Source organism: Silanimonas sp. (assembly GCF_027530345.1).
In the GTDB taxonomy this organism is placed as follows: Bacteria; Pseudomonadota; Gammaproteobacteria; order Xanthomonadales; family Xanthomonadaceae; genus Silanimonas.
The window spans coordinates 140,533-162,266 of sequence record NZ_JAPZQK010000006.1 but is presented as its reverse complement, the minus strand read 5'-3'; the positions used below and the strand labels follow the sequence as shown (position 1 = coordinate 162,266).

The window sequence follows — 21,734 nt, the reverse complement described above, 5'->3', positions numbered from 1 at the left end:
AAGGAAACGAGGCGCGCAGGGTCTCCTTTGGCGCTTTTCCGCGCTTTGAGTGCGATCAATTCCGTCCCGCCCTGCGACGATGTGTCGCAGGCCTCAGCGAGGCGGTGACGCCGCGAAGTGGTCCCTTTCGACGACCGTCAACACCTCGTTCGCCTCTGCATCCGTGGCGAGGAGGGCGATGTCGTCGCCGGGCGACACGCCCTGCCAAGCCGACATCGGCATCGGCAAGGTGCGGCGCCGTCGCGTGCGGCCGCTGGCCGCGTATTCGTAGTCGAGGGTCCGGCCGTCGTGCGATCGGCGGATGACACGCCCGGTGAGTCGCGGCGACGCACGCCGCAGGCGTTGCACGAGCCCCCATGTGCGACGAAGCACGATCAGGCTGTGTGTGCCGGCCATCAGAAGCAGAAGTCCGAATCCGGCCATGCCCCAGTGCCATCCCTTTGCGAGCCGGCGGTCTTCGCCGACCAGACGATGGACGAAGGGGAAGGACGGCGCGTACTCGACCAGGACGGACTCACCGACCGTGCCCGAATAGCCGCTGCTTTGGCCGGCGTGGGGCGCCCCGTCCGCGTCCTTGAATTCGTAGCGGATGAACCCGACGCGGCTTCCTCCGGACGACGGCACGGAGCCGGCATCGACCACGGTGGCCACCGTCTGCACCCCGTGGGCTTCGATCAAGACGTCGCGGATTAGGGGTTGCAGCCCGAAGCCGACGAGTACGAGCCCGAAGGCGAGCATCCCGGCATAACCAAGTCGCTTCTGACGGAGGAGGTGTGGCCAAGGCATCGGCGTGTCCTCGAGACGGGATCGGCGTCAGGCTCGCCGAACAGCGAGGCCTGCGGCAAGCCGCGACGGCGCGTTGGGGCCGGAAAGCAGGTCGATATGCCGGCCACGTACGCGGATCCGTCCTTCCTCGACAAGCTTCGCGAAGGCCCGGCTGACGCTTTCGTTCGTCATACCGAGGTAGCTGGCGATTTCTCCACGGCCCATGGCGAGATGGAGGCGGGGTGCGCCTTCGGCCATCACGGTCGATGCAGGGGCCAATGACCAGAGGAAGCGCTCGAGGCGTTCATGGACCAGGCGCCGCGCGAGCAGGATGAGTTGGGCGGCGTGCCGCTCCATCGGTTCGGCACAAGTGCGCCACCACAGACGCAACAGTGTCGGGTCGTCCATGGACAGCGCTTCGAGGCCCGCCACGGGTACGGCCAGGACCACGGAAGGTTCGAGCGTGACCGCTTCCGCGGCGTGTCCGCCATCCGCCATCTGTTCGAAGCCGATGACCTCGCCTCGACGCACGAACGACGTGATGCGTTCGGTGTCGGTCCCTTCATGGGCCACGGTCTTGAGGGCGCCATGAAGCACGATGTGGAGCGTTTGGAAGGGTTCTCCAGCCTCGAAGAGCACGGCACGGCCTGGCAACGAGAGGTGCTCGATGGCCAGGTCCGGGTGGCCGACGACATGCAGGCGCCGGACATGCGCACCTCGCGTCGGAGGGCGCTCTCCCAGCGTTGGCAACACGCCCAACCTTGCGAGCAGGGCGAAAGCCGGTGAGGACGGGAGAATCACGGATCAGGGCTCCCTGGCATCGACGCGGTAGGTCGCATGGCAGGCATTGCACTGGCCGACGGCCTCGCCCAGATGGCGCAGCGTGCGGGGAAGGTCCTCCGCGGCGGCGGCCTCGGAGGCTTGGCCCATCGCGACGTGCATCGGTCGCGCGAAGCGCGGCCAGCCGTCTGGCAATGCGGATCGAAAATCGTCGCTTCCCCCATGCCGACCTCCGACCCCGCCTTCTGCGAGGAGCGTCCCTGCTGTCGCGTTGTCGCCGTGGCCCAGTGCCAGCAGCGTTGCTTCGATCCGCTCCAGGTGGGCTCGCATCTGTCGACGCAGCGCCGCGGCTTGCGCAGGGTTCATGCGGATCGTCTGGCGCGCATCGGCGCTGGTCGGTTCGGCGATATTCGCCGACGCCACTTCCACCCACACCAGTCCGCGCAAACTGCCGGGCTCGAAGCCAACGGCGGGATCATCGGGGTAGAGCCGGCGGATGGTGTCGGCCAAGCCGGGCTCGACCGAGGGGCCATGGCAAACCACGCAGACCGCTTCGGTCTCAATGGCTTTCGCCCATCGCAGCGTTCCGCCGGGCGCCTCCATCGACTTAACGGGGGCCCAGTTCGCCGGTGTGCCCGCCGGTGGCGAGGCCTGCCACGCGGCGAGGAGCGTTTTCTGCCAACCCTCGAGTCGGTTGGCGGGTTGTCGCGAGCGAACCCCCACGCGGCCAAGGCGGACGCCGTGCTCGGCGGAGATCCGGTCAGCGATGCGGGGCGCTTCGTCGTGGCAGACCCGGACACCGGCGGCGGGCCCACCATGGGCCATGGCGGCGCCCAAGGTAGCGCGCAGTTCCGAGGAGAACGCCTTCGCGGCTTCTAAGGCTCGTGCATCCGCCGGTTGCTCTGATGCATTCGCAGAGGCTTGTGCGGCGGAAAGCCCGGCGGATAAGGCCAGAGCCACGACGACGCTGGCCCGAAGGATCACGGCGCTCATCGTGCACCTGCCATCGGCAGGCCGGCGCGCTGCCAGGCGATCATTCCGCCCTTCACATTGATGGCCTTGAAGGGGGCGTCGCCAGCCAGCGTCTGGCAGGCGAGGCCGCTGCGCATGCCGCTGTGGCAGATGAGCAGGACGATGTCACCCGTGCCCGCCTTCACGCCTTTCGACTCGAGGGTACGAAGCCCTTGGCCCTGGAGGTCCCCCAGTGGGACGTGCACGGCGCCTAGTGCGTGCCCGGCCCGCCACTCGGAGGACTCGCGCACATCCACAAGGATCGCACCCGACGCCATCATGGCCAAGGCTTCATCGACCGATGCCGAGGCGGAAGGACCTGCCAACAGACTGCGAAGCATGGCGAGCATCGAACACCTCTTCTCTTTTGAGTTCAGTCAATCCTAATATAAGCATATTCCGATATAAAGTCGTTCGTCGGAGCAGCGAAGGCCCTGCGACTCTTGGACGCACCCCGGTTCAGTCCGGTGCGCGTCTCCCTTAAGGTGCCCTCGCCGCTTCCGATTCCGTCCAACCCCGGCCGGCGCCCGCCGGCCCCCCAGCAGGCCAGCACCATGGATCTCGATCCGGTCTTCCTTTCCAGGCTGCAGTTCGCCTTCGTCGTCTCCTTCCACGCGATCTTCCCGGTCTTCACGATCGGCCTCGCGAGCTACATCGCGGTGCTGGAGACGATCTCGCTGAAAACCGGCAGCCCTCATTGGGAAAAGCTGGCCGCGTTCTGGACGAAGATATTCGCCGTGGTGTTCGGCATGGGCGTGGTCTCGGGCCTGGTGATGGCCTTCCAGTTCGGTACCAACTGGAGCAACTTCGCCTACGTGTCTTCCAACTTCCTCGGGCCGATCCTCGCCTACGAGGTGGTGACGGCCTTCTTCCTCGAGGCCGCGTTCCTCGGTGTGCTGCTGTTCGGCCGGGGCAAGGTGCCGAAGGGCTTGCACCTGCTGTCCGCCTACATGGTGGCGATCGGCACGTTCATTTCTTCCTTCTGGATCCTGTCGGCCAATTCCTGGATGCAGACGCCGACCGGCTTCGAGCTCCGCGAAGGCATGATCCATGTGACGAGCTGGGCAGAGGCGATCTTCAACCCGTCCTTCCCATACCGTTTCGCGCATATGGCGCTGGCGTCCTTCCTGACCGGCGGCTTCGTCGTGGCCGGTGTCTCCGCGCTTTACCTGCTGCGTGGCCATGCAGTGGAATCAGCCGAGCGCGCGTTGAAGATGACCCTCGTGTTGTTGGCCGTCATCGCGCCGCTGCAGATGTTCGTCGGCGACCTGCATGGCCTGAACACGCTGGAGCACCAGCCGGCCAAGGTCGCGGCGATGGAGGGCCATTGGGAGACTGGCGGGCAGGTGCCGCTGCTGCTGTTCGCTTTGCCCGACCAGCAGGCCGAGGAAAACCACCTCGAGGTCGGCATTCCGAAGCTCGCGAGCGTCATCCTCAAGCATGACCCCGATGGCGTCGTGCAGGGACTCAAGGATTTCGCGCCCGAAGAGCGGCCGCCGGTGGCGATCGTGTTCTGGAGTTTCCGCATCATGGTCGGCATCGGGATGCTGATGATCCTCGTCGGCCTCTGGGGCGCGTGGCACGTGTGGCGCGGCTCGCTGCGCTCGTCGCCGCGCTTCCTGCGCGTGCTCACCTGGATGATTCCGGCGCCCTTCATCGCCGTGCTCGCCGGATGGTTCGTGACCGAGATCGGCCGTCAGCCCTACCTGATCTACGGCGTGATGACCGCCAGCGAGGCAGTGACGCCGAGCCTTCAAGGTTGGATGGTGCTGTTCACGATGGTCGGCTACATCGCGGTATACGCGGTGGTCTTCACCGCGGGGTTGCACTATCTCCGAAAGGTCGTCCAGCACGGCATCACCGAGCTACCGGCCCACAGCGACGACCATGGGCGGCCAAAGCGGCCGCTCTCTGCGGTCGAGATCGATGAGACGCCGTCCTCCACGCCGTCCTTCTTCCAGAACTGATCGCCCGGAGCGCCTGCCATGTTCGACTTCACTTATCTCTGGGTGGCCATCATCGGTTTCGGCCTGCTGATGTACGTGCTCGCCGATGGTTTCGACCTCGGCGTCGGCATGCTCTTCCCGTTCGCCGCCAGCGAAGAGGAACGCGACGTGATGATGAATTCCGTCGCGCCGGTCTGGGACGGAAACGAGACCTGGCTGATCCTGGGCGGCGCTGGCCTGCTCGCGGCCTTCCCGCTGGTCTACGCGGTGTTCCTGCCGGCGCTCTACATTGGCGTGTTCCTGCTGTTGGCCGGCCTGATCTTCCGCGGCGTCGCCTTCGAGTTCCGCTTCAAGGCCTCGGCGAAGGGAAAACCAATGTGGAACCTCGCCTTCACCGGCGGCTCGCTCGTGGCGACCTTCGCGCAAGGGGCCGTGGTCGGGTCTTATATCCAGGGCTTCGAGACCGAGAACATGCGCTACGTCGGCGGCGCCTTCGATTGGCTGACGCCGTTCACGGTGATGACTGGCCTTGGCCTCGTCGCGGGCTATGCGTTGCTCGGCGCCACGTGGCTGGTGCTCAAGACCGAAGGCGAACTGCAGCAGCGGATGCGCCGTTGGTCGGTCCGTCTTTTGGCCGTGGTCATGGGCTTCTTCGTGGTCGTGAGCGTGTGGACGCCGCAGATGGATGCCTACGTGCATGACCGCTGGTTCGGCAACCTGTCCTGGCTGTGGGTGCTGCCTGCCGCGACGGTGGCGGTTGCCGCGCTGGTGTGGCGTGCGCTGGCCCGCGGGCGTGACGCGCTGCCCTTCATTGGCACGATCGCGCTGTTCGGCCTGTTCTACGGCGGCCTGCTCTTCAGCAAGTGGCCCTATGTCGTGCCGCCGGATCACACCTTCCATGACGCGGCCTCCGCGCCGGAGAGCCAGCTGTTCCTGCTCGTCGGCGTACTGTTTGTGATCCCGTTTGTGCTCATGTACACGGCGTGGACCTACTACGTGTTCCGCGGCAAGGTGAAGATGGGTGTCGGCTACCACTGAGTCCGCCGTCGAGACACTCGCGGGAGCATCCCGCGCGGCGATCGAAGCCCGCTGGCTCGAGGCGCTCGCGCGCGAGCATCGCCGCTGGCTGTGGCTCGCACGTGCTGGCGCCTTGGTCGCATTGATCGGCGCGTTGCTGCTCTACGGCAGCCTCGCGGGTGTGCTCGTGGCGGCCTTGGCGCCTTCAGCGGAAGCACCGGCCGCCCTGATCTGGTCCGGGCTTGTCGCGGGCGTGGTGCTGCGGTTCCTGGGGGGGCTCGCGAGGGACCACGCCGGCCAGGCACTGTCCGCAGCGGTGCGCCACGCACTCCGATCGCGACTGGTGGCCGATGCCACGCAACGAGGCCCGGCCGCACTGGCGACCGTCGGCTCGACGGCGTGGTGGGCACAGCGCCACCTGGATCAGGTCGATGCGCTGCACGGCTACTTCGCCCGCTACCTGCCGTCGCGGGAATGGGCCCGCATCGTTCCGTTGGCCGTGGTCGCGATCGTCGTGTCCCTCGACTGGATCGCCGGCCTGTTGCTGCTTGTCGCCATCCCTCTCGTTCCCCTCTTCATGGTGCTCATCGGTCTGGGCACGCAATCGGTGCAGGAAACCCAGCAAGCGCGCGAGGCAGCGCTGGGCGCGGAACTCCTGCAGCGCTTGGAGACGCTCCCGTGGTTGCGCCGTATGGGCGCCCTCCGTGAGTCCACGGCGGCAGTGGCGGATGCGGCACATGCCCATCGCAACCTCGTGATGCGGGTGCTGCGTGTCGCCTTCCTTTCATCGGCCACGCTGGAGCTGTTCAGCGCCCTCGCGATTGGTCTCGTCGCGCTCTACGTCGGCTTCGCCCTGCTGGGTCTGGTCGCCTTCGGCCCCGCCGCGAGCATGGACGCCTGGACGGGTTTCTTCGTGTTGCTGCTGGCGCCTGAGGGGTTCCTGCCGCTGCGGCAACTCGCGCAGGCCTACCACGAGCGCAGCTCCGCTTTGGCCGCTGCTGCGTCGCTGGCCAGCCTTGATGCAGGAAACGCGCCGCCCGCAAAGGCTTCCCCATGCGGCTCGACGGACGCGGACGAGGCCTGCCTCGTCTTCGAGACCGTCCATCACGCCTATGGCGCGGGGCGTCGTCCCGTCCTGGCGGGTCTTGGTCTTCGCCTTCGCCGCGGGGAGATCGTGGGGCTGGCTGGGTCGAGTGGCAGTGGCAAGTCGACGGTGATGGCCTTGGCCGCGGGCTTCCTTTCCCCTGACGCCGGCCGCGTCGTGCGCAGCGGTCGATGGGCGTGGGTGCCCCAGCGCGTCCACCTCTTCCACGGGGACGTGCGCGCCAATCTCCAACTCGCCTGCGAGGGCGCGGTCGATGATGCCGTGTTGTCTGCCGCCCTCGAGGCGGTGGGCCTTGGTGCCGACTCCGGGACCCTGCCGAAGGGTCTGGACACGCGGATCGGCGAGCAGGGGACGGGCGTTTCGGGCGGGCAAGCGCAGCGCATCGGCCTCGCCCGCGCCCTCCTCTCCGGGGCACCGCTTTGGCTGCTCGATGAACCCACGGCGGCGCTGGACGACGTGACGCGGGACCGCCTCCTCGACCAGCTGTTCCCGCTGGCGCGCTCTGCCCGCGCGTCCGTGCTGATTGCCAGCCACGATCCAGTCGTGTTGGCCCGGTGCGACCGGATCATCGCGCTCACCGATCCTTCGTATTCGCCATGACGCCACGGCGTTACCTCTGGCGCCTGTACCGGTCCGGCCTCGGCCGGTGGGGCATGGCTTGGGGATTCCTCGCCCTCACCTGGATCGCCGGCGCGGCATTGCTCGCGTTGTCGGGCTGGTTCATCGCGGCGAGTGCGCTTGCCGGCTTGGGTCTGCTGGTCGGGCTCAACATCTTCACTCCGTCCACCGCGATCCGCGGGCTGGCCCTCGTGAAGCCGATCACGCGCTACGCCGAGCGCGTCATCGGCCATTCGGCGGTGCTTCATCTGCTCGCCGATCTCCGCGTCCGCCTCTTCACCACGGTCGCGGCGACGCCCGCGCTGCGCTGGGCGGCGGCGCTCGGCGCGGAGCGCCATGCGGACCTCGTCACCCGGCTGATGCGCGACATCGACACGCTGGATGGCGTTCCCTTGCGCGTGGTGGGCCCTTTGCTCGCCGCGGCGCTCACGCTGCTCGCCGCGGTGGTGGCCATGGCGCACTGGGGCTCACCCGCCATGGCCGCGGGCCTGTGCATCGGCGGGACGGCCATCGGCTTCGTGGCGTTCGCGTTCGCCGCGAGGGGCCGCCGCCGCGGTATCGAGCTGGTGGCCTCGCGCGCGGCCCTCCGAGTCGCCCATCACGATCACTTCAACGGACTCGCCGAGCGTCTCGCCTACCGCAAAGCGGATCATGGGCGGGAGCGACTGGACGCCCTGGCGCTCGACGTCCTGCGTCGTGAGCGGCGCCAGGAACAGTGGGCGTTGCTCGCCGAGCACGGTGTCCAGGCGCTGGTGGGCCTGTGGCTGGTGGCCGTGGTGGCGATCGGTTGGGGAAAGCTCGACGCCGCTTCGCTGGCGCTGGTCGCCTTGATGACGCTCGGTCTCGGTGAGGCTTTCGCGGGCGTCCCCGGTGCGTGGTGGCGGGTGGGCGAGGCGGAGGCATCGGCACGACGGGTCATGGCGCTTGAATCTGGCATCGAGACTGTCGTCGAGACGAACCGTCCCGGCATGCCGCTGACCTCGGCGAGGCGGAGGGTTCTGGTCATCGATGGCCTGCGTGCCCGGCATCAGCCCGAGGAGGCGCCCGCATGGTTCGCCACCCTGTCGCCCGGCGTCCCTCGGGTCCTCCACGGCCCGAGCGGCGGCGGCAAGAGCAGTCTTCTCGCCACGCTCGCTGGCGAGCTTCCGCCACTGGGAGGCTGCGTCGGCCTCGATGGCGTGGACTGGCTCAACTTGTCCGATGCCCAACGTTATGCGCGTATGGCCTACCTGGGCCAAGACGACCACTTGCTCGACCTGACAGTGCGGCAGTTCCTGAGCCTGGGACTCGGCGATGTCGGGGATGCAGCGCTGCACCGGGTCCTTGAGGCTGTCGCGCTCGACTCGGTGTTCGATCGCACGGGCGACGGCCTCGATTACCGCCTGGGTCCACGAGGGTCACGCGTGTCCGGGGGGCAGGCGCGACGCCTTCAGTTGGCCGCGCTCCTGCTGCGCGATCCCGATCTGGTGATCCTCGATGAACCCTTCCGCGGCCTCGATGCGGCGGTAATGGCGAACCTTCTGCCGATCCTCCAGTCGTGGCTCGAAGCGCGCTGTTGCCTCGTCGTCACGCATGCGCCAGAAGCCTTGCCGTCGGGCTGGCGGCGAGAGCGTTGGCCGCTGGCAAGGTCGGAGTGAAGAGGCGTCAGCTCGGGTTCGTTCAGACGGTCGACCGGTTGCCGCCGTCAGACGGGCCGCGCCCCGGTGTGAAGTGCCGTGTGAGCGTCCTATGGAAATCTGCCAGCCCCGAACAACCGACTCTGCCAACGGGAAGGATGACCCCATGGATGAATTGAATCTGCTGATCGACCTTCATGTTGGGGCCGACCGTCAAGGCCCCGGTGATGCCGCGCAAACGCGCAAGGCCATCGCGTTGGCGGGGTTGTCGCCATCGAGCCAGCTGAAGGTCGCAGACATCGGCTGCGGTACCGGTGCTTCGACGATGGTCCTCGCGCAAGATCTTCGGTCTCAGATCGTTGCTGTGGACACCCTGCCCGAGTTCCTTGGTGCGCTGAGATCGCGCGCCGAGCGGGCTGGACTGTCGGATCGCATCACCACCATGAGTGCTTCGATGGATAGCCTGCCGTTCGAGGATGGAAGCCTCGACGTGATGTGGTCGGAAGGGGCCATCTACAACATCGGTTTCGCCAACGGCGTGCGGCAGTGGCGACGTTTCCTCAAACCAGGCGGTCTGCTGGCTGTCTCAGAACTCACGTGGTTGACGGCTCGCCGGCCTGTCGAGCTGGAGGAGCACTGGCGCGCCCAATACGCTGAAGTCGCGACCGCTTCGTCCAAGATGGACGTGCTCGAACGTGCCGGCTATGAGCCGGTTGGGTACTTCGTCCTGCCTGAGCATTGCTGGATCGATGCCTACTATCGCCCCATGCAGCGACGCTTCCCGGCGTTCCTGGAACGTCACGGATCGAGCGAGGCCGCCAAGGCCGTCGTTGCGGCCGAGGTGCTGGAGATTGATCTTTACGAGCGCTTCCGACGCTTCGTGAGTTACGGTTTCTACATCGCCCGCAAGATCGATGATGGTCCCTGAGGCGCATCCAGCGATGCGCCATTCGCCAAGGGCCTTCCGGTTCGGAGCACAGCGGAAGTTACTTCGCGATCAGCGCTCCACGGGTTTGCCGCTGTTGGTCCAGCCCATGAACCCGCCGGCGAGTGAGACGGGTTCGGCGAAGCCCAAGTCCTTCAATGCAGCGGCCGCCAAGGCACTCCGTGCGCCGCTTCGGCAGCTCAGGATCACGGGTGTCTCGCGATGCGACAACGCCGGGTCCTTGATGCAATTCACCGCCGGATGACCGTCGACTTCGAATTCCAGAACGCCGCGCGGAATGTTCACCGCGCCGGGGATGCGCCCTTCGGCGAACTCGCCGGGCTCGCGCACGTCGATGATTGGCGCGCCCTGGGCAAGCAGCGTTTCGAGTTCCGCATGGTCGATTTCCCGGATGCGGGCTTTCGCGTTGGCCACCAGGTCCTGCACGGTTTTCATCGGATTCTCCTCGGCAAGGGACGCCGCTCTCGCGGCGAGGTCAGGAAGCAAGCAAGGTGGGCAGTTCCCGCCCGACGATGTAGAGGCCCATCACCACCAGCAGGGCGGCGAAGCCACGACGCAACAGCGCTTGTGGCAAACGTGATGCGAGTTTCTGGCCGACGAGGCTGCCCATCGCGCCTACGGCAGTGAACAGCGCGAGCAGTGTCCAGTCGAGGGCCAAGCCCGCGGCATCGAGAACGAACAGGTGCTTGGCGAAGCCGCTGAACGCGTTCAGCGCGATGATCCACAGGCTGGTGGCGATGGCCCGTTGCATCGGCAGGCCGCCCAGTAGGACGAGGGCTGGGACGATCATGAATCCACCGCCGACGCCGACGAGGCCGGTAAGCAGGCCAACGCCAAGGCCGTCGATGACGATCCACGTCCGTGATCTCGGCGTCCCCGTTGCGGTCGACGCCGGTGCGGCTCGGGCCATGCGCCAGGCCGCGACCAGCATCACGGCCGCGAACAGCAGCAACTGAACGTCACCGGGAATCCATCGCGAAAGGTGGGCGCCGAGCACCGTGCCCAGCATGCCGGGGACGCCGAACCAGCCGACGCTTCGCCACTCGACGCCGCCGCGCAGCGCCGAGGGAATGGCGCCGGCGAGCGCGATGCCGCCAACGACCGCCAGTGAGCCCGCGATGGCGACTTTCTCCGGCTGGCCCACCAGGTAGACCAGGAGCGGCACAGTGAGGATAGAGCCGCCGGAGCCGAGCAGCCCCAAGGACAGGCCCACGATCATCGCGCCGAGCAGTGCGAGCCAGATCACCGGGGCGACCTCAGTCGATGGCGGAGGGCATGGACATGCGCGGAATATACATTAGTAGTTGCTAATGCACAAACCGCCACGCCATCGCCGTCCGACGTCCCGGTCAGTCGCGCTTCGATGCGCGCACACCCGCGCGTTTCGCCGCGCGGGCTGCCGGGAGCGCGAGGGGCTCGCCGATCCGGGCGGCCGACGCCCACGCACGGATGGCGGCACCGAACTCGCGGAACTCCGCGGCGCGCGCATGGCCGCGCCGCCAGCACAGGCCCAAGGTCCGGCGCCCCCCCTCATAGTCGAGCGGACGCGTGACCACGTCGGCGCTCTGCAACAGGCCGCCCTCGATGGCGAGCGTCGGCAGCAGGGTGCTGCCCATGTCCACGGCCACCATCGCCGCCAGGGTTTGCAGGCTGGTCCCGGCGAAGGTGGTCTGCGGCGCCGCCGCGGCCGTTTCGAGGACGGGCAGGGCATGGTGGTGCAGGCAGTTCGACGCCTCCAGCAGCATCAGGGGCTGCGAGGCGATGTCCTTCGGGCCGATCCGCGCTGACTTCGCCAGCGCGCACCGCGGGCTGCAGGCGAACCGGTAGCTGTCATGGAACAGCCGGTCGGTGTCGCAGCCCGGCACCTCGTAGGGGAAGGCGATCAGCAGCAGGTCGAGGTGGCCTATCTCCAGCTGCACGAGAAGCTCCGGCGTCTTGTCTTCCGAGAGCCGGAGGTCGAGCTCGGGAAACCGTTCGCGCATCGCCGGCAGCAGCTTCGGCATCAGGAAGGGGGCGATGGTCGGGATGCTGCCGAGCCGCCACGCGCCCGCCATCGGCCGCGAGTCCTGCCGGGCCAGCGCGACAAAAGCCGTGGCTTCCGTGAGCACGCGCTGGGCTTGTGCTGCGAGCCGCCGCCCGATCGGTGTCATGGTGACGTGGCGGCGGTCGCGCTCGGCGACGCGAACGCCGAGGCGCTCTTCCAACTCCGCGAGGCCGCTGCTGAAGGCCGGCGTCCCGACGCCGCAGGCACGCGCGGCCTCCGCGAAATGGCCATGGGCGTCGAGGGCGACGAGGTATTCGAGTTGCCGAAGGCTGGGTGGGTTGTCCATGTGTTCGACGTTACCATACACAGCGATCAAAACTATTCATTTCTATCAATCAAATAAGCGACCTAGAGTGCCTCCCATGACGACGAACAAGGACATCGCGATGAGCGCCAATGACCCCCTCGAAGGCCCTGGCGGCCCCACCCCGCGCGTCACGGCCTTCTTCGATCCCGCGACCCACACGGTGAGTTACCTGGTCCGCGAGCCGGACGGCCCGGCCTGCGCCATCGTCGACCCGGTGCTGGACCTCGACTACGCCTCCGGCCGCACGAGCCATCGATCGGCCCAGGCCATCGCCGACGTGGTGCGGGCCGAGGGCCTGCGAGTCGAGTGGCTGATCGAGACCCATGTGCACGCCGACCACCTGTCGGCTGCGCCGTGGCTCAAGCGTGAGCTCGGCGGCCGCATTGCCATCGGGCAACGCATCGACGTGGTGCAGGACACCTTCGGCCGCATCTTCAATGAAGGCCCGGCGTTCCGCCGCGACGGCAGCCAGTTCGACCACCTCTTTCAGGACGGCGAGCGCTACACCATTGGTGCGCTGCAGGCCCTCGCGCTGCACACGCCCGGCCATACCCCGGCCTGCATGACCCACCTGATCGGTGACGCCGCCTTTGTCGGCGACACGCTGTTCATGCCGGATGGCGGTTCCGCCCGCGCGGACTTTCCCGGTGGCGATGCGCGCACGCTTTATCGGTCGATGCGCAGCGTGCTGTCGCTGCCGCCTGAGACGCGCCTGTTCATGTGTCACGACTACGGCCCGGGCGGCCGCGAGATCCGCTGGGAAACCACGGTCGCCGAGCAGCGAGCCTCGAACATCCACGTGCGCGACGGCATCGCCGAGGACGACTACGTGCGGCTGCGCACCGCCCGCGACGCCACCCTCGGCATGCCGACCCTGATCGTTCCTTCCCTGCAGGTGAACATGAAAGCCGGCGCTCTTCCGGAACCCGAGAGCAACGGCGTCCGCTACCTCAAGGTTCCCCTCGACTCACTCTGACCCTTTCGCCGCGCCACGCGCGGCCCCCAGGAGATCCGCCATGAGCTGCTCTGAATCCAACGTCCTTCCCGTCGCTCCGAAGGCCGCGCCCGCCGCGTCCACGCCCTCGGCCCCGTCTTCCGCCGCCGAGCCGATGGCTTACGGCCTCCCGCGCATCAACGAGCGCGCGCCGGCTTTCCAAGCCCAGACCACCTTCGGCCCGCGTTCGCTCGATGACTACCGCGGCAAGTGGCTGGTTCTGTTCTCGCATCCCGCCGACTTCACGCCGGTCTGCACGACGGAGTTCACCGCCTTCGCCAAGGCGTCCGCCGACTTCGCGGCGATCAACTGCGAACTGCTGGGCCTGTCGATCGACTCGATCTACTCCCACCTTGCCTGGGTGCAGAACATCAAGGAGAAGTTCGGCGTCGAGATTCCCTTCCCGATCATCGAGGACCTGTCGATGAACGTCGCCCGCGCCTACGGGATGATCCACCCGGGCGCATCGGATACGGCGGCGGTGCGCGCTACTTTCATCATCGATCCGAACGGCATCCTGCGCGCGATGGTCTATTACCCGATGACGAACGGCCGCAGCGTCGCCGAGATCCTCCGCCTCGTTCGTGGCCTGCAGACCAGCCTTTCGCAGGGCGTGGCGACGCCGGAAGGCTGGCAGCCGGGTGACAAGGTGCTGGTTGGCGCACCGAAGACAGTCGCGGACCTCGAGGCCCGACTCGGCGAAGGGCTCGAGACGACCGACTGGTACTTCTCGATGAAGAAGGCGTCCTGAAGACTTCAGCAAGAGTGGGGTCCGCCTAGCGCGGCCCCCCCATTCCGAGCAGTTGCATCGTCCAGCGCCGCGCGATGGGCGCGCAGAAAAATGCCGCGACGATGGCGATCGGCCAGGCGACGATGAAGGCGTGCAGCCAGCGGCCGACGAAGCCGGCGCCGACGCCAGTGTTCACCGCAGTGAGCACCGCGCTCATCAGGAAGGCCATCAGCAGGGCCATGAGCACGGCGAACAGGCTGCGAAACTTGAGGCTGTCCATCACGAGGCATTCCGACGCGAGGCTGTCTTCGCTGCCGTAGGCCGTGGTGCCGACTTCGCGCTTTGGCGGGACTTCGGCGCAGCGCTCTCCGGCGTAGGGCAATAGAGATCGTGCAACGTTCCGAGCATCGCGCGGGCGGGGCCGTCGACGAGGGCGTAGAAAATCGTCTGCGCTTCGCGCCGTGTTTCGACGAGGCCCTGTTCCCGCAGGACAGCAAGGTGCTGCGACAGCGCCGACTGCGACAACGGCACGTGGGCGTTGATCTCACCGACCGAATGCTCGCCCTCCACCAGCAGGCAGAGGATGCGGAGCCGCTGCGGGTTGCCCAGCGTCTTGAGGAGTTCTGCGGCGGCTTCGGCCTGCGCGGCCATGGCGGCGGCCATCGGCGGGAGGCGGTTCGTGGTCTTGGGCATAGGCGCGTCATTGTAGGTCGACGGCCCCGCCAAGCGGCAGAGCCCGCTTCCGCCGGCGCTTCGACGTTCGTTCGGGCGGGACATGGGGCCTCCGACGGGGATGACGCGACGCCCGGCCGACCGTCGATCGGGCGTTGCTTGACTTAACTTTAGCGCGTGCTAAATTAGAAAACAACCAAACCAATGCGGGGCGCGCCATGGCAAAGATCGTCGTTCTCGGTGCAGGTCTTGGCGGCATGAGCGCCGCCTATGAAATCCGAGCCGCCGTTGGGCGCGAGCATGAGGTGACCGTCGTTGGCGAAGGCGGGAAGTTCAGCTTCACGCCCTCTAATCCTTGGGTTGCCGTGGGTTGGCGCAAGGCCGCCGACATCCAGATCGACGTCGCGGGGCACCTCGCCAAGAAGCAGATCGGTTTCGACGGTGCTGGGGCGCAGCGCGTCGATCCTGTCCGCAATCGTCTCGTTCTGAAGGACGGTCGCGAACTGGCGTACGACCATCTCGTGATCTGCACGGGGCCGCGCCTCGCCTTCGACGAAGTTCCGGGGCTCGGTCCGGATGCGCACAGCCATTCGATCTGCACCACCGAGCATGCGGCCACCGCATGGGCCGCCTACGAGGATTTCCTCAAGAACCCCGGCCCGATCGTCATCGGTGCAGCGCCGGGCGTCAGTTGCTTTGGCCCGGCCTACGAGTTCGCGATGATCCTCGATGCCGACCTGCGCAAGCGCAAGCTGCGCGACCGCGTGCCCATGACCTACATCACGCCCGAGCCCTACATCGGCCACATGGGGCTCGGCGGCGTGGGCGACAGCAAGGGCCTGCTCGAGAGCGAGCTCCGTCAGCGCCACATCAAGTGGATCGCCAACGCGAAGATCACCGGCGTCACCGCGGACACGGTGAGCGCCACCGAGTTCGACGAGCGTGGCAACGTGGTGAAGGAGCACGCCGTCGCCCATCGCTTCGCCATGATCATGCCGCCCTTCACCGGCGTGGATGCCGTTCGCGGCGTCGAAGGGCTGGTCAATCCCCGCGGCTTCGTGCTGATCGACCAGCACCAACGCCACCCGGCCTTCCCGAACGTCTGGTCGGCGGGCGTCTGCGTGGCGATCCCGCCGGTCGAGGTCACGACGGTGCCGACCGGCGCGCCCAAGACCGGCTTCATGATCGAATCCATGGTGACCGCGATCGCGCACAACCTCGCCGCGGTGCTCGCCGGGCGTGAGCCGGACGAGGTGCCGACGTGGAACGCCATCTGCCTCGCCGACATGGGCGACACGGGTGCCGCCTTCGTCGCCATCCCGCAGATCCCGCCCCGCAACGTGACGTGGGCAAAGGTCGGCAAGTGGGTGCATGTGGCGAAGGTGGCGTTCGAGAAGTACTTCCTCGCCAAGATGAAATCCGGCAACACCGAGCCGATCTACGAGAAGTACATCCTGAAGGCGCTGGGCATCGAGCGCCTGAAGTAAGGATCGACCCGCGCCTCGCGCTTTCCGTTCCGCCCTTTCTTTCCCCGGAGTCCCGCCATGAACCTCGACCGTGCCGTTTTCGCTTTTGCCGGCGTCATGACCCTTCTTTCCATCGCCCTGACCCACTTCGTCTCGCCGTGGTTCGTCCTCTTCACGGCGTTCATCGGCCTCAATCTGCTGCAGTCGGCCTTTACCGGCTTCTGCCCGGCCGCCATCATTTTCAAGAAGCTGGGCCTGTCGTCCGGCTGCGCGTTCCGCTGAAGGATTCCCCCATGGCCCTCCGCCGCCTGCCCCTCGCCGCCGCCCTCGTTGCTGCTCTCGCGCTTTCCGCCTGTTCGGGCAGCGAGGACGCGGCCCCCACGTCGACGGATCCCGGCCTGCAAACCTTCGCCGTTGCACCGGCGAGCGCCGCGCGCGAGCGCAGCTGGGACGGCGTGGTGCAGGCGGTGCATCAGGCGACGTTGGCGGCGCAGACGGCCGGCCGGGTGGTCGAACTGCCCTTCGATGTGAACGACGTGGTGAAGGCCGGCGATGTCGTCGTGCGATTCACCGATGTCGAGCAGCGCAGCGGTCGCGCGCAGGCGGAGGCCGCCCTGCGTGCGGCGCGTGCGCAGGCCGCGGAAGCGGAAGCCGACCAGCGCCGCATCGCCGACCTGGCCGGGCGCCAGCTGGTGGCGCGCTCGCAGCTCGACCAGGCCACGGCACGACGCGATGCCGCGCGTGCCGCCCTCGCCGCCGCCGAGGCCGGCGTGAAGCAGGCGGGCGAGCAGGTCGATTACACCGTGGTGCGCGCGCCGTACTCGGGGCTCGTCACGCAGCGCCATGTCGAAATCGGCGAGACCGTCGCGCCCGGCCAGCCGCTGGTGTCGGGCCTCTCGCTGGGCCAGCTGCGCGTGGAAGTGCAGGTGCCGCAGGCCGACATCGCCGCCATCCGTGAACACAAGGCCGCCACGATCCGCTTGGCCGACGGCCGCGACGTCCTAGCCCGCGAGGTCATCGTGTTCCCGGCCGCGAACCCGCAGACCCACACCTTCACCGTTCGCGTCGAACTGCCGGAAATGGAAACCGGTCTGCAGCCCGGCAACACCGCCAAGGTGCGCTTCAAGCTGGGCGAGGCCGAGCGCCTGCTGATCCCCGCCACCGCCCTCGTTCGCCGCAGCGAGATCGCCGCCGTGTACGTGGTGTCGCCCGAAGGCCGCGTCGGCCTGCGCCAGATCCGCGTGGGCGAGGTGTTCGGCGATCGCGTGGAAGTGATCGCTGGCCTGGCGACGGGCGAGGCCGTCGCGCTCGATCCGGTCGCGGCGCTCGTGGCCCAGCGCGCCGCGCGGGAGGCCGCCGATGAGTGAGCCTCGACTTGGCGTATCCGGCCGCCTAGCGCGGGCCTTCCAGACCAATCCGCTGACGCCGGTGCTGGCGCTGGCGGCCCTGTTGCTCGGCCTCGTCGCGGTGATGATCACGCCGCGCGAGGAAGAGCCGCAGATCGACGTGACGATGGCGAACGTGTTCGTGCCCTTCGCGGGCTCGTCGGCGCACGATGTCGAATCGCTCGTCAGCGTGCCGCTGCAGCAGAAACTCTCGGAAGTCGAAGGCGTCAAGCACGTCTATGCGATGAGCCGTCCCGGCATGGCCGTGGTCACCGTCGAGTTCGACGTGGGCATCCCGCGCAAGGACGCCCTCGTCCGCCTCTACAACCAGGTGTTCGCCAACGCCGACTTCGTGCCGCCGGGGCTGGGCGTGGGCCCGCCGCTGGTGCGCCCGATGGGCATCGACGACGTGCCGGTGATGGGCGTCACCCTGTGGACGGACGACCCGCAGCGCGGCGCGACCGAGCTCGGCGCCGTCGCACGCGCGCTGGAAACCGAACTCAAGCGCGTGCCCGGTACGCGTGACATCACCACCATCGGCGCGCCGGAGCGCGCGGTGGTCGTCGAACTCGACGCCACGCGACTCGCCGCCCACGGCATGACCGTGGGCGAGCTGCAGCAGGCGCTGGCCGCGGCCAACGTGGTGCTGCAGGCCGGCGAGCGCGTCGACGCCGGCGGCACGCAGGTGCCGGTAACGGTGGGCACCTTCCTCGCCGATGCGAATGGCGTGGCCGATCTGGTGCTCGGCCTTCGTGAGGGCCAGCCGCTCCGTCTCGCCGACATCGCCACCATCCGCGAGTCCGCCGACCGGCCTACCGCCTACGTGTGGCATGCGGCCGGTGCGGGCGCGCCGTCCGGTGAGGCCGCGCCGCTCGAATGGGCGCCAGCGGTCACGCTGGCCATCGCCAAGAAGCCGGGGGCCAATGCCGCCGACATCACCGCTGCGATCCGCGAGCGCCTCGTTGCCCTCGAGGGCGCGCTGATCCCCGATGGTGTGCAGGCCACGGTGACGCGCGACTACGGCTTCACCGCCAACGAAAAGGCCATCACGCTGATCAAGAAGCTGGTCTTCGCGACCATGGCCGTGGTGCTGCTGGTGCTGGTCGCGCTGGGCTGGCGCGAGGCGCTGGTGGTCGGCGCGGCGGTGATCCTGACGCTGGCCGTCACCCTGTTCGCCAGTTGGGCGATGGGCTTCACCATCAACCGCGTGTCGCTGTTCGCGCTGATCTTCTCCATTGGCATCCTGGTGGATGACGCGATCGTCGTGGTCGAGAACATCCACCGCCACATGACGCTCGGCGGCAAGTCGCTGCGCGAGGCGCTGCCGGCGGCGGTGGACGAGATCGGTGGCCCGACCATCCTGGCGACCTTCACGGTCATCGCCGCGCTGCTGCCGATGGCCTTCGTCACCGGCTTGATGGGCCCGTACATGCGGCCCATCCCGATCAACGCGTCGGTGGGCATGCTGCTTTCGCTGCTGATCGCCCTCACGGTCACGCCTTGGCTCGCGGTGAAGCTGCTCTCGCGCCATTACGCGCGCCTCGGCGAGGCGGGTGGCCACGGTCACGGTGGCCTCGCGGCGCGCCTGCACGGGGTGTTCGATCGCCTGATGCGCCCCTTCCTCGACCCGGGCAAGGGCGGGTCGCGACGCTTCAAGCTCTTCGCCGGCATCGGTGCGGCGGTGGCGTTGTCGGTCGGCCTCGTCGCGGTGCAGCTGGTCGTGCTGAAGATGCTGCCCTTCGACAACAAGTCGGAGCTGCAGATCGTCGTCGACCTGCCGGAAGGCACGCCGCTGGAGCGCACCAACGCGCTGCTGTTGGAGCTGGCCGCTGAACTCCGCGAGCGCCCCGAAGTGCTCGACGTGCAGGGCTACGCCGGCACCTCGGCGCCGGTGAATTTCAACGGGCTCGTGCGCCAGTACTACCTGCGCGAAGGCGCCGCGCTCGGCGACCTGCAGGTGAACCTCGTCGACAAGCACGACCGCGACGACCAGAGCCATGATCTCGCCCGCGCGTGGCGGCCGGCGCTGCAGGCGATCGCGGCGCGTTACGGCGCCGCGCTCAAGGTGGTCGAAGTGCCGCCCGGCCCGCCGGTGCTGGCGCCGCTGGTCGCCGAGGTCTATGGCCCGGATGCCGCCACGGTGCGTCGCATCGTCGAAGGCCTCGAAGGCCTGGCGCGTGAGACCGACGGCCTCGTCGACATCGACACCACGCTGGAAGCGAAAGCCTCGCGCGAGACGGTCGTGATCGACCGCGTGCGCGCGGCGCGCCTCGGCGTGAGCCAGCAGGCCATCGCGCAGACGCTCGCGCTCGCCGTGGGTGGCGTGGACGCCACCTACCTGCGCGACGGCGTAGCCAAGCACGCCATCCCGGTGCGCCTGCGCCTGCCGGCCGGCGACCAGGCCCGCATCGAAGAGCTGCTGGCGCTGAAGGTGCGCGCCCAAGACGGCCGGATGATCCCGCTGGTCGAACTCGTCGAGGTCCGTCGCGAGCCGTGGGAGCCGATGCTGATGCAGAAGGATCTTCTGCCGGTGGCCTACGTGATGGCCGACGAGGCGGGTGATGTCGATTCGCCGCTGTACGGCATGTTCTCGCTGGTGGGGCGCGTCGACTCGCTCGACGTCGGCGTGCCGGTGGCGCAGCGCTTCTTCACCGCGCCGGACGACCCGCTGGCCTTCACCATCAAGTGGGACGGCGAGTGGCAGGTGACCTGGCAGACCTTCCGCGACATGGGCCTCGCCTATGCCGCCGGCCTCGTGCTGATCTACCTGCTGATCGTCGCGCAGTTCCGCAGCTATGTCGTGCCGCTGGTGATCATGGCGCCGATCCCGCTGACGGTGATCGGCGTGATGCCCGGGCATGCGCTGCTCGGCGCGCAGTTCACCGCCACCAGCATGATCGGCATGATCGCGCTGGCCGGGATCATTGTTCGCAACTCGATCCTGCTGGTGGACTTCATCAACCACGAGATCGCGAACGGCCGCGCGCTCGCCGACGCCGTGGTCGAAGCCTGCGCCGTGCGCGCCCAGCCGATCGGGCTCACCGCGCTGGCGGCGATGCTCGGTGCGCTGTTCATCCTCGACGATCCGATCTTCAACGGCCTCGCCATCAGCCTGATCTTCGGTATCGCCGTCTCCACCCTGCTGACGCTGGTGGTGATCCCGCTGCTCTACTTCGCCTGGCTCAGCGGGCGTCCGCGCACGGCCTGACGCGGGGGTGGCGGCGGGTTCATGGCCGCGCCCGCCGACTGCGTGAAGCGCGGCGGATCGAGCAGGCGGGCCAGATCCGCTTGCACGGCCGCGGCTTCCGGCGCCATCCGCGCGTTCGTGTCCTGCACCATGAACACGCCGGCGATGCCCGCGGCGCCGTCCACCCAGCCCTGGAAGCCGAAGGCCCCGGGGCTGGACTCCACCACCGGCGCGCCTGCGCGGGTGGTGGGCAGGAGCCAATAGCCGAAGCCGTAGCCCCAGTTGCCGATGGATTGCGGCACATTGGGCACGTCCACCTTCGCCGTTCCGGCGGCGTGGTCGCGCTGCATGGCGCGGATCGTGGACACGGCGAGGTAGCGCTGCCCGGCGTTCGGCCCTTCGCGGATGATGCCGTCGGCCTGCCACATCGCCATCAGCTTCCGGTAGTCCGAGAGCGTGCTGCGCACGCCGCCGGCAATGCGCGGGTTCGGCAGGGTGACGATCCCGGGGGCGCTGCTGTTCAAGCCGAACTCCGTGGCCGTCAGCGCCAGTGGGGTGGTGAGCTCGCGGGCGAAGAGCGTGTCCCAGCCCAGCCCGGTCGCGCGTTCGGCCATCGCGCCGGCCACCTGCATCGAGAGGCCGCCGTAGGCAAAGGTGCTGCCCGGCGCGGCGATCATCGGCCCGGCGAGGATCTGTCCCGCGCAAGCCTGCAGCGTCGTCAGCGCATTCGCGATGCAGCCGGACTCGTCGCCGGGCAAGCCGCTGGTGTGCGAGAACAGCTGCGCCAAGGTGATGGCGCGCTTGTCGGCGGGGGCCGTGGGCCACCATTCCCCGACGGTTGAATCCCAGCGCAGGGTGCCGCGTTCGACCAATCGCGCGAGCACCAGGGCCGACACCCACTTGCTGGCCGAGGCGATGGGGATGCGCGTCGCCTCCGAGTAGCCGCCGTAGTAGCGGATCAACACCGGCTGGCCATTGTGCGAGACCCACAGCGAGGCGCCATCGAGCCGGTAGCGCGCCACCAGGGATTGCATGCGGGCATCGATGGCCGAGAAATCGGTTTTCGCCGGCGACCGTGCCGCGGTGGGCAGGGCCAGCAGCAGGGGGGCGAGGAAGGCGAGGAGCGGGCGCATGGGTCGGATAAC

The 21,734-nt window shown here is 68.1% G+C and carries 22 protein-coding genes; 12 read left to right on the top strand and 10 right to left on the bottom strand.

The annotated features are described in order from the left end of the window. Nucleotides 1-93: 93 nt before the first annotated feature. Complete coding sequence (locus O9255_RS03690; RefSeq protein ID WP_297865483.1) at nt 94-738, bottom strand: DUF3592 domain-containing protein; 645 nt, start codon at nt 736-738, stop codon at nt 94-96. Nucleotides 739-813: 75 nt separating this feature from the next. Next, nucleotides 814-1,362, bottom strand: a complete 549-nt coding sequence (locus O9255_RS03685) for a Crp/Fnr family transcriptional regulator (protein ID WP_297865482.1) — start codon at nt 1,360-1,362, stop codon at nt 814-816. Here O9255_RS03685 and O9255_RS03680 point away from each other — a divergent pair. Further along, entirely contained in the window at nt 1,354-1,551 is a 198-nt protein-coding gene (locus tag O9255_RS03680; RefSeq protein ID WP_297865481.1) for a hypothetical protein, read from the top strand. The genes O9255_RS03685 and O9255_RS03680 overlap by 9 nt on opposite strands. An 18-nt stretch (nt 1,552-1,569) precedes the next feature. Here the strand turns inward: O9255_RS03680 and O9255_RS03675 are convergent, their stop codons facing one another. Together O9255_RS03675 and O9255_RS03670 are read right to left on the bottom strand one after the other, a co-directional pair. Then, on the bottom strand, nt 1,570-2,538 hold the full coding sequence (locus O9255_RS03675; RefSeq protein ID WP_297865480.1) for a DUF3365 domain-containing protein: 969 nt from the start codon (nt 2,536-2,538) through the stop codon (nt 1,570-1,572). Next, on the bottom strand, nt 2,535-2,897 hold the full coding sequence (locus O9255_RS03670) for a rhodanese-like domain-containing protein (RefSeq protein ID WP_297865479.1): 363 nt from the start codon (nt 2,895-2,897) through the stop codon (nt 2,535-2,537). The genes O9255_RS03675 and O9255_RS03670 overlap by 4 nt, the downstream gene beginning before the upstream one ends. A gap of 213 nt (nt 2,898-3,110) precedes the next feature. On the opposite strand from O9255_RS03670, the gene O9255_RS03665 reads away from it, so the two are divergent. The 5 genes from O9255_RS03665 (at nt 3,111) to O9255_RS03645 (ending at nt 9,786) form a co-directional block, all read left to right on the top strand. Then, nucleotides 3,111-4,523, top strand: a complete 1,413-nt coding sequence (locus O9255_RS03665) for a cytochrome ubiquinol oxidase subunit I (RefSeq protein WP_297865659.1) — start codon at nt 3,111-3,113, stop codon at nt 4,521-4,523. Between the two features lie 18 nt (nt 4,524-4,541). After that, a complete protein-coding gene (gene cydB, locus O9255_RS03660) occupies nt 4,542-5,540 on the top strand; it encodes a cytochrome d ubiquinol oxidase subunit II (RefSeq protein ID WP_297865478.1) in 999 nt (332 codons plus the stop codon). Continuing rightward, nucleotides 5,524-7,224: a thiol reductant ABC exporter subunit CydD gene (gene cydD, locus O9255_RS03655; protein WP_297865477.1), complete on the top strand. Its 1,701-nt coding sequence runs from the start codon at nt 5,524-5,526 to the stop codon at nt 7,222-7,224. Before cydB ends, cydD begins: the two co-directional genes overlap by 17 nt. Beyond that, nucleotides 7,221-8,879: an ATP-binding cassette domain-containing protein gene (locus O9255_RS03650; RefSeq protein WP_297865476.1), complete on the top strand. Its 1,659-nt coding sequence runs from the start codon at nt 7,221-7,223 to the stop codon at nt 8,877-8,879. Before cydD ends, O9255_RS03650 begins: the two co-directional genes overlap by 4 nt. 145 nt (nt 8,880-9,024) lie before the next feature. Further along, a complete protein-coding gene (locus O9255_RS03645) occupies nt 9,025-9,786 on the top strand; it encodes a class I SAM-dependent methyltransferase (protein ID WP_297865475.1) in 762 nt (253 codons plus the stop codon). A 69-nt stretch (nt 9,787-9,855) separates the two neighbouring features. On the opposite strand, the gene O9255_RS03640 is transcribed toward O9255_RS03645, so the two are convergent. From O9255_RS03640 to O9255_RS03630, 3 genes are all read right to left on the bottom strand, one after another. Further along, nucleotides 9,856-10,239: a rhodanese-like domain-containing protein gene (locus tag O9255_RS03640; protein ID WP_297865474.1), complete on the bottom strand. Its 384-nt coding sequence runs from the start codon at nt 10,237-10,239 to the stop codon at nt 9,856-9,858. Nucleotides 10,240-10,279: 40 nt separating this feature from the next. Then, entirely contained in the window at nt 10,280-11,050 is a 771-nt protein-coding gene (locus O9255_RS03635; protein WP_297865473.1) for a sulfite exporter TauE/SafE family protein, read from the bottom strand. Nucleotides 11,051-11,153: 103 nt separating this feature from the next. Continuing rightward, entirely contained in the window at nt 11,154-12,134 is a 981-nt protein-coding gene (locus O9255_RS03630; protein ID WP_297865472.1) for a hydrogen peroxide-inducible genes activator, read from the bottom strand. Nucleotides 12,135-12,234: 100 nt separating this feature from the next. On the opposite strand from O9255_RS03630, the gene O9255_RS03625 reads away from it, so the two are divergent. Both O9255_RS03625 and O9255_RS03620 read left to right on the top strand, forming a co-directional pair. Beyond that, nucleotides 12,235-13,131 (top strand): MBL fold metallo-hydrolase, encoded by an 897-nt coding sequence (locus tag O9255_RS03625; RefSeq protein ID WP_345781359.1) that lies wholly within the window; start codon nt 12,235-12,237, stop codon nt 13,129-13,131. A 40-nt stretch (nt 13,132-13,171) separates the two neighbouring features. Then, nucleotides 13,172-13,900 (top strand): peroxiredoxin, encoded by a 729-nt coding sequence (locus O9255_RS03620; protein ID WP_297865470.1) that lies wholly within the window; start codon nt 13,172-13,174, stop codon nt 13,898-13,900. Nucleotides 13,901-13,925: 25 nt separating this feature from the next. Here the strand turns inward: O9255_RS03620 and O9255_RS03615 are convergent, their stop codons facing one another. Both O9255_RS03615 and O9255_RS03610 read right to left on the bottom strand, forming a co-directional pair. Continuing rightward, a complete protein-coding gene (locus O9255_RS03615; protein ID WP_297865469.1) occupies nt 13,926-14,159 on the bottom strand; it encodes a DUF2798 domain-containing protein in 234 nt (77 codons plus the stop codon). Further along, nucleotides 14,159-14,542, bottom strand: a complete 384-nt coding sequence (locus O9255_RS03610; RefSeq protein ID WP_297865658.1) for a metalloregulator ArsR/SmtB family transcription factor — start codon at nt 14,540-14,542, stop codon at nt 14,159-14,161. Before O9255_RS03610 ends, O9255_RS03615 begins: the two co-directional genes overlap by 1 nt. 227 nt (nt 14,543-14,769) lie before the next feature. Between O9255_RS03610 and O9255_RS03605 the strand changes: the two genes are divergently transcribed. Genes O9255_RS03605 through O9255_RS03590 form a run of 4 tightly spaced genes read left to right on the top strand, consistent with a single transcriptional unit; the run spans nt 14,770 to nt 20,610 of the window. Then, nucleotides 14,770-16,038, top strand: coding sequence for an FAD/NAD(P)-binding oxidoreductase (locus tag O9255_RS03605; RefSeq protein WP_297865468.1), 1,269 nt, complete (start codon nt 14,770-14,772; stop codon nt 16,036-16,038). 57 nt (nt 16,039-16,095) lie between these two features. Next, nucleotides 16,096-16,299 carry a DUF2892 domain-containing protein gene (locus O9255_RS03600; RefSeq protein ID WP_297865467.1) on the top strand — a complete coding sequence of 68 codons (204 nt, stop codon included), beginning with the start codon at nt 16,096-16,098 and terminating at the stop codon, nt 16,297-16,299. An 11-nt stretch (nt 16,300-16,310) separates the two neighbouring features. Further along, nucleotides 16,311-17,384 carry an efflux RND transporter periplasmic adaptor subunit gene (locus O9255_RS03595; protein ID WP_297865466.1) on the top strand — a complete coding sequence of 358 codons (1,074 nt, stop codon included), beginning with the start codon at nt 16,311-16,313 and terminating at the stop codon, nt 17,382-17,384. Beyond that, nucleotides 17,377-20,610: an efflux RND transporter permease subunit gene (locus tag O9255_RS03590; protein ID WP_297865465.1), complete on the top strand. Its 3,234-nt coding sequence runs from the start codon at nt 17,377-17,379 to the stop codon at nt 20,608-20,610. The genes O9255_RS03595 and O9255_RS03590 overlap by 8 nt, the downstream gene beginning before the upstream one ends. On the opposite strand, the gene O9255_RS03585 is transcribed toward O9255_RS03590, so the two are convergent. Then, nucleotides 20,571-21,722, bottom strand: a complete 1,152-nt coding sequence (locus O9255_RS03585; protein WP_297865464.1) for a serine hydrolase domain-containing protein — start codon at nt 21,720-21,722, stop codon at nt 20,571-20,573. The two genes, O9255_RS03590 and O9255_RS03585, sit on opposite strands and share 40 nt — an antisense overlap. Nucleotides 21,723-21,734: the final 12 nt, after the last annotated feature.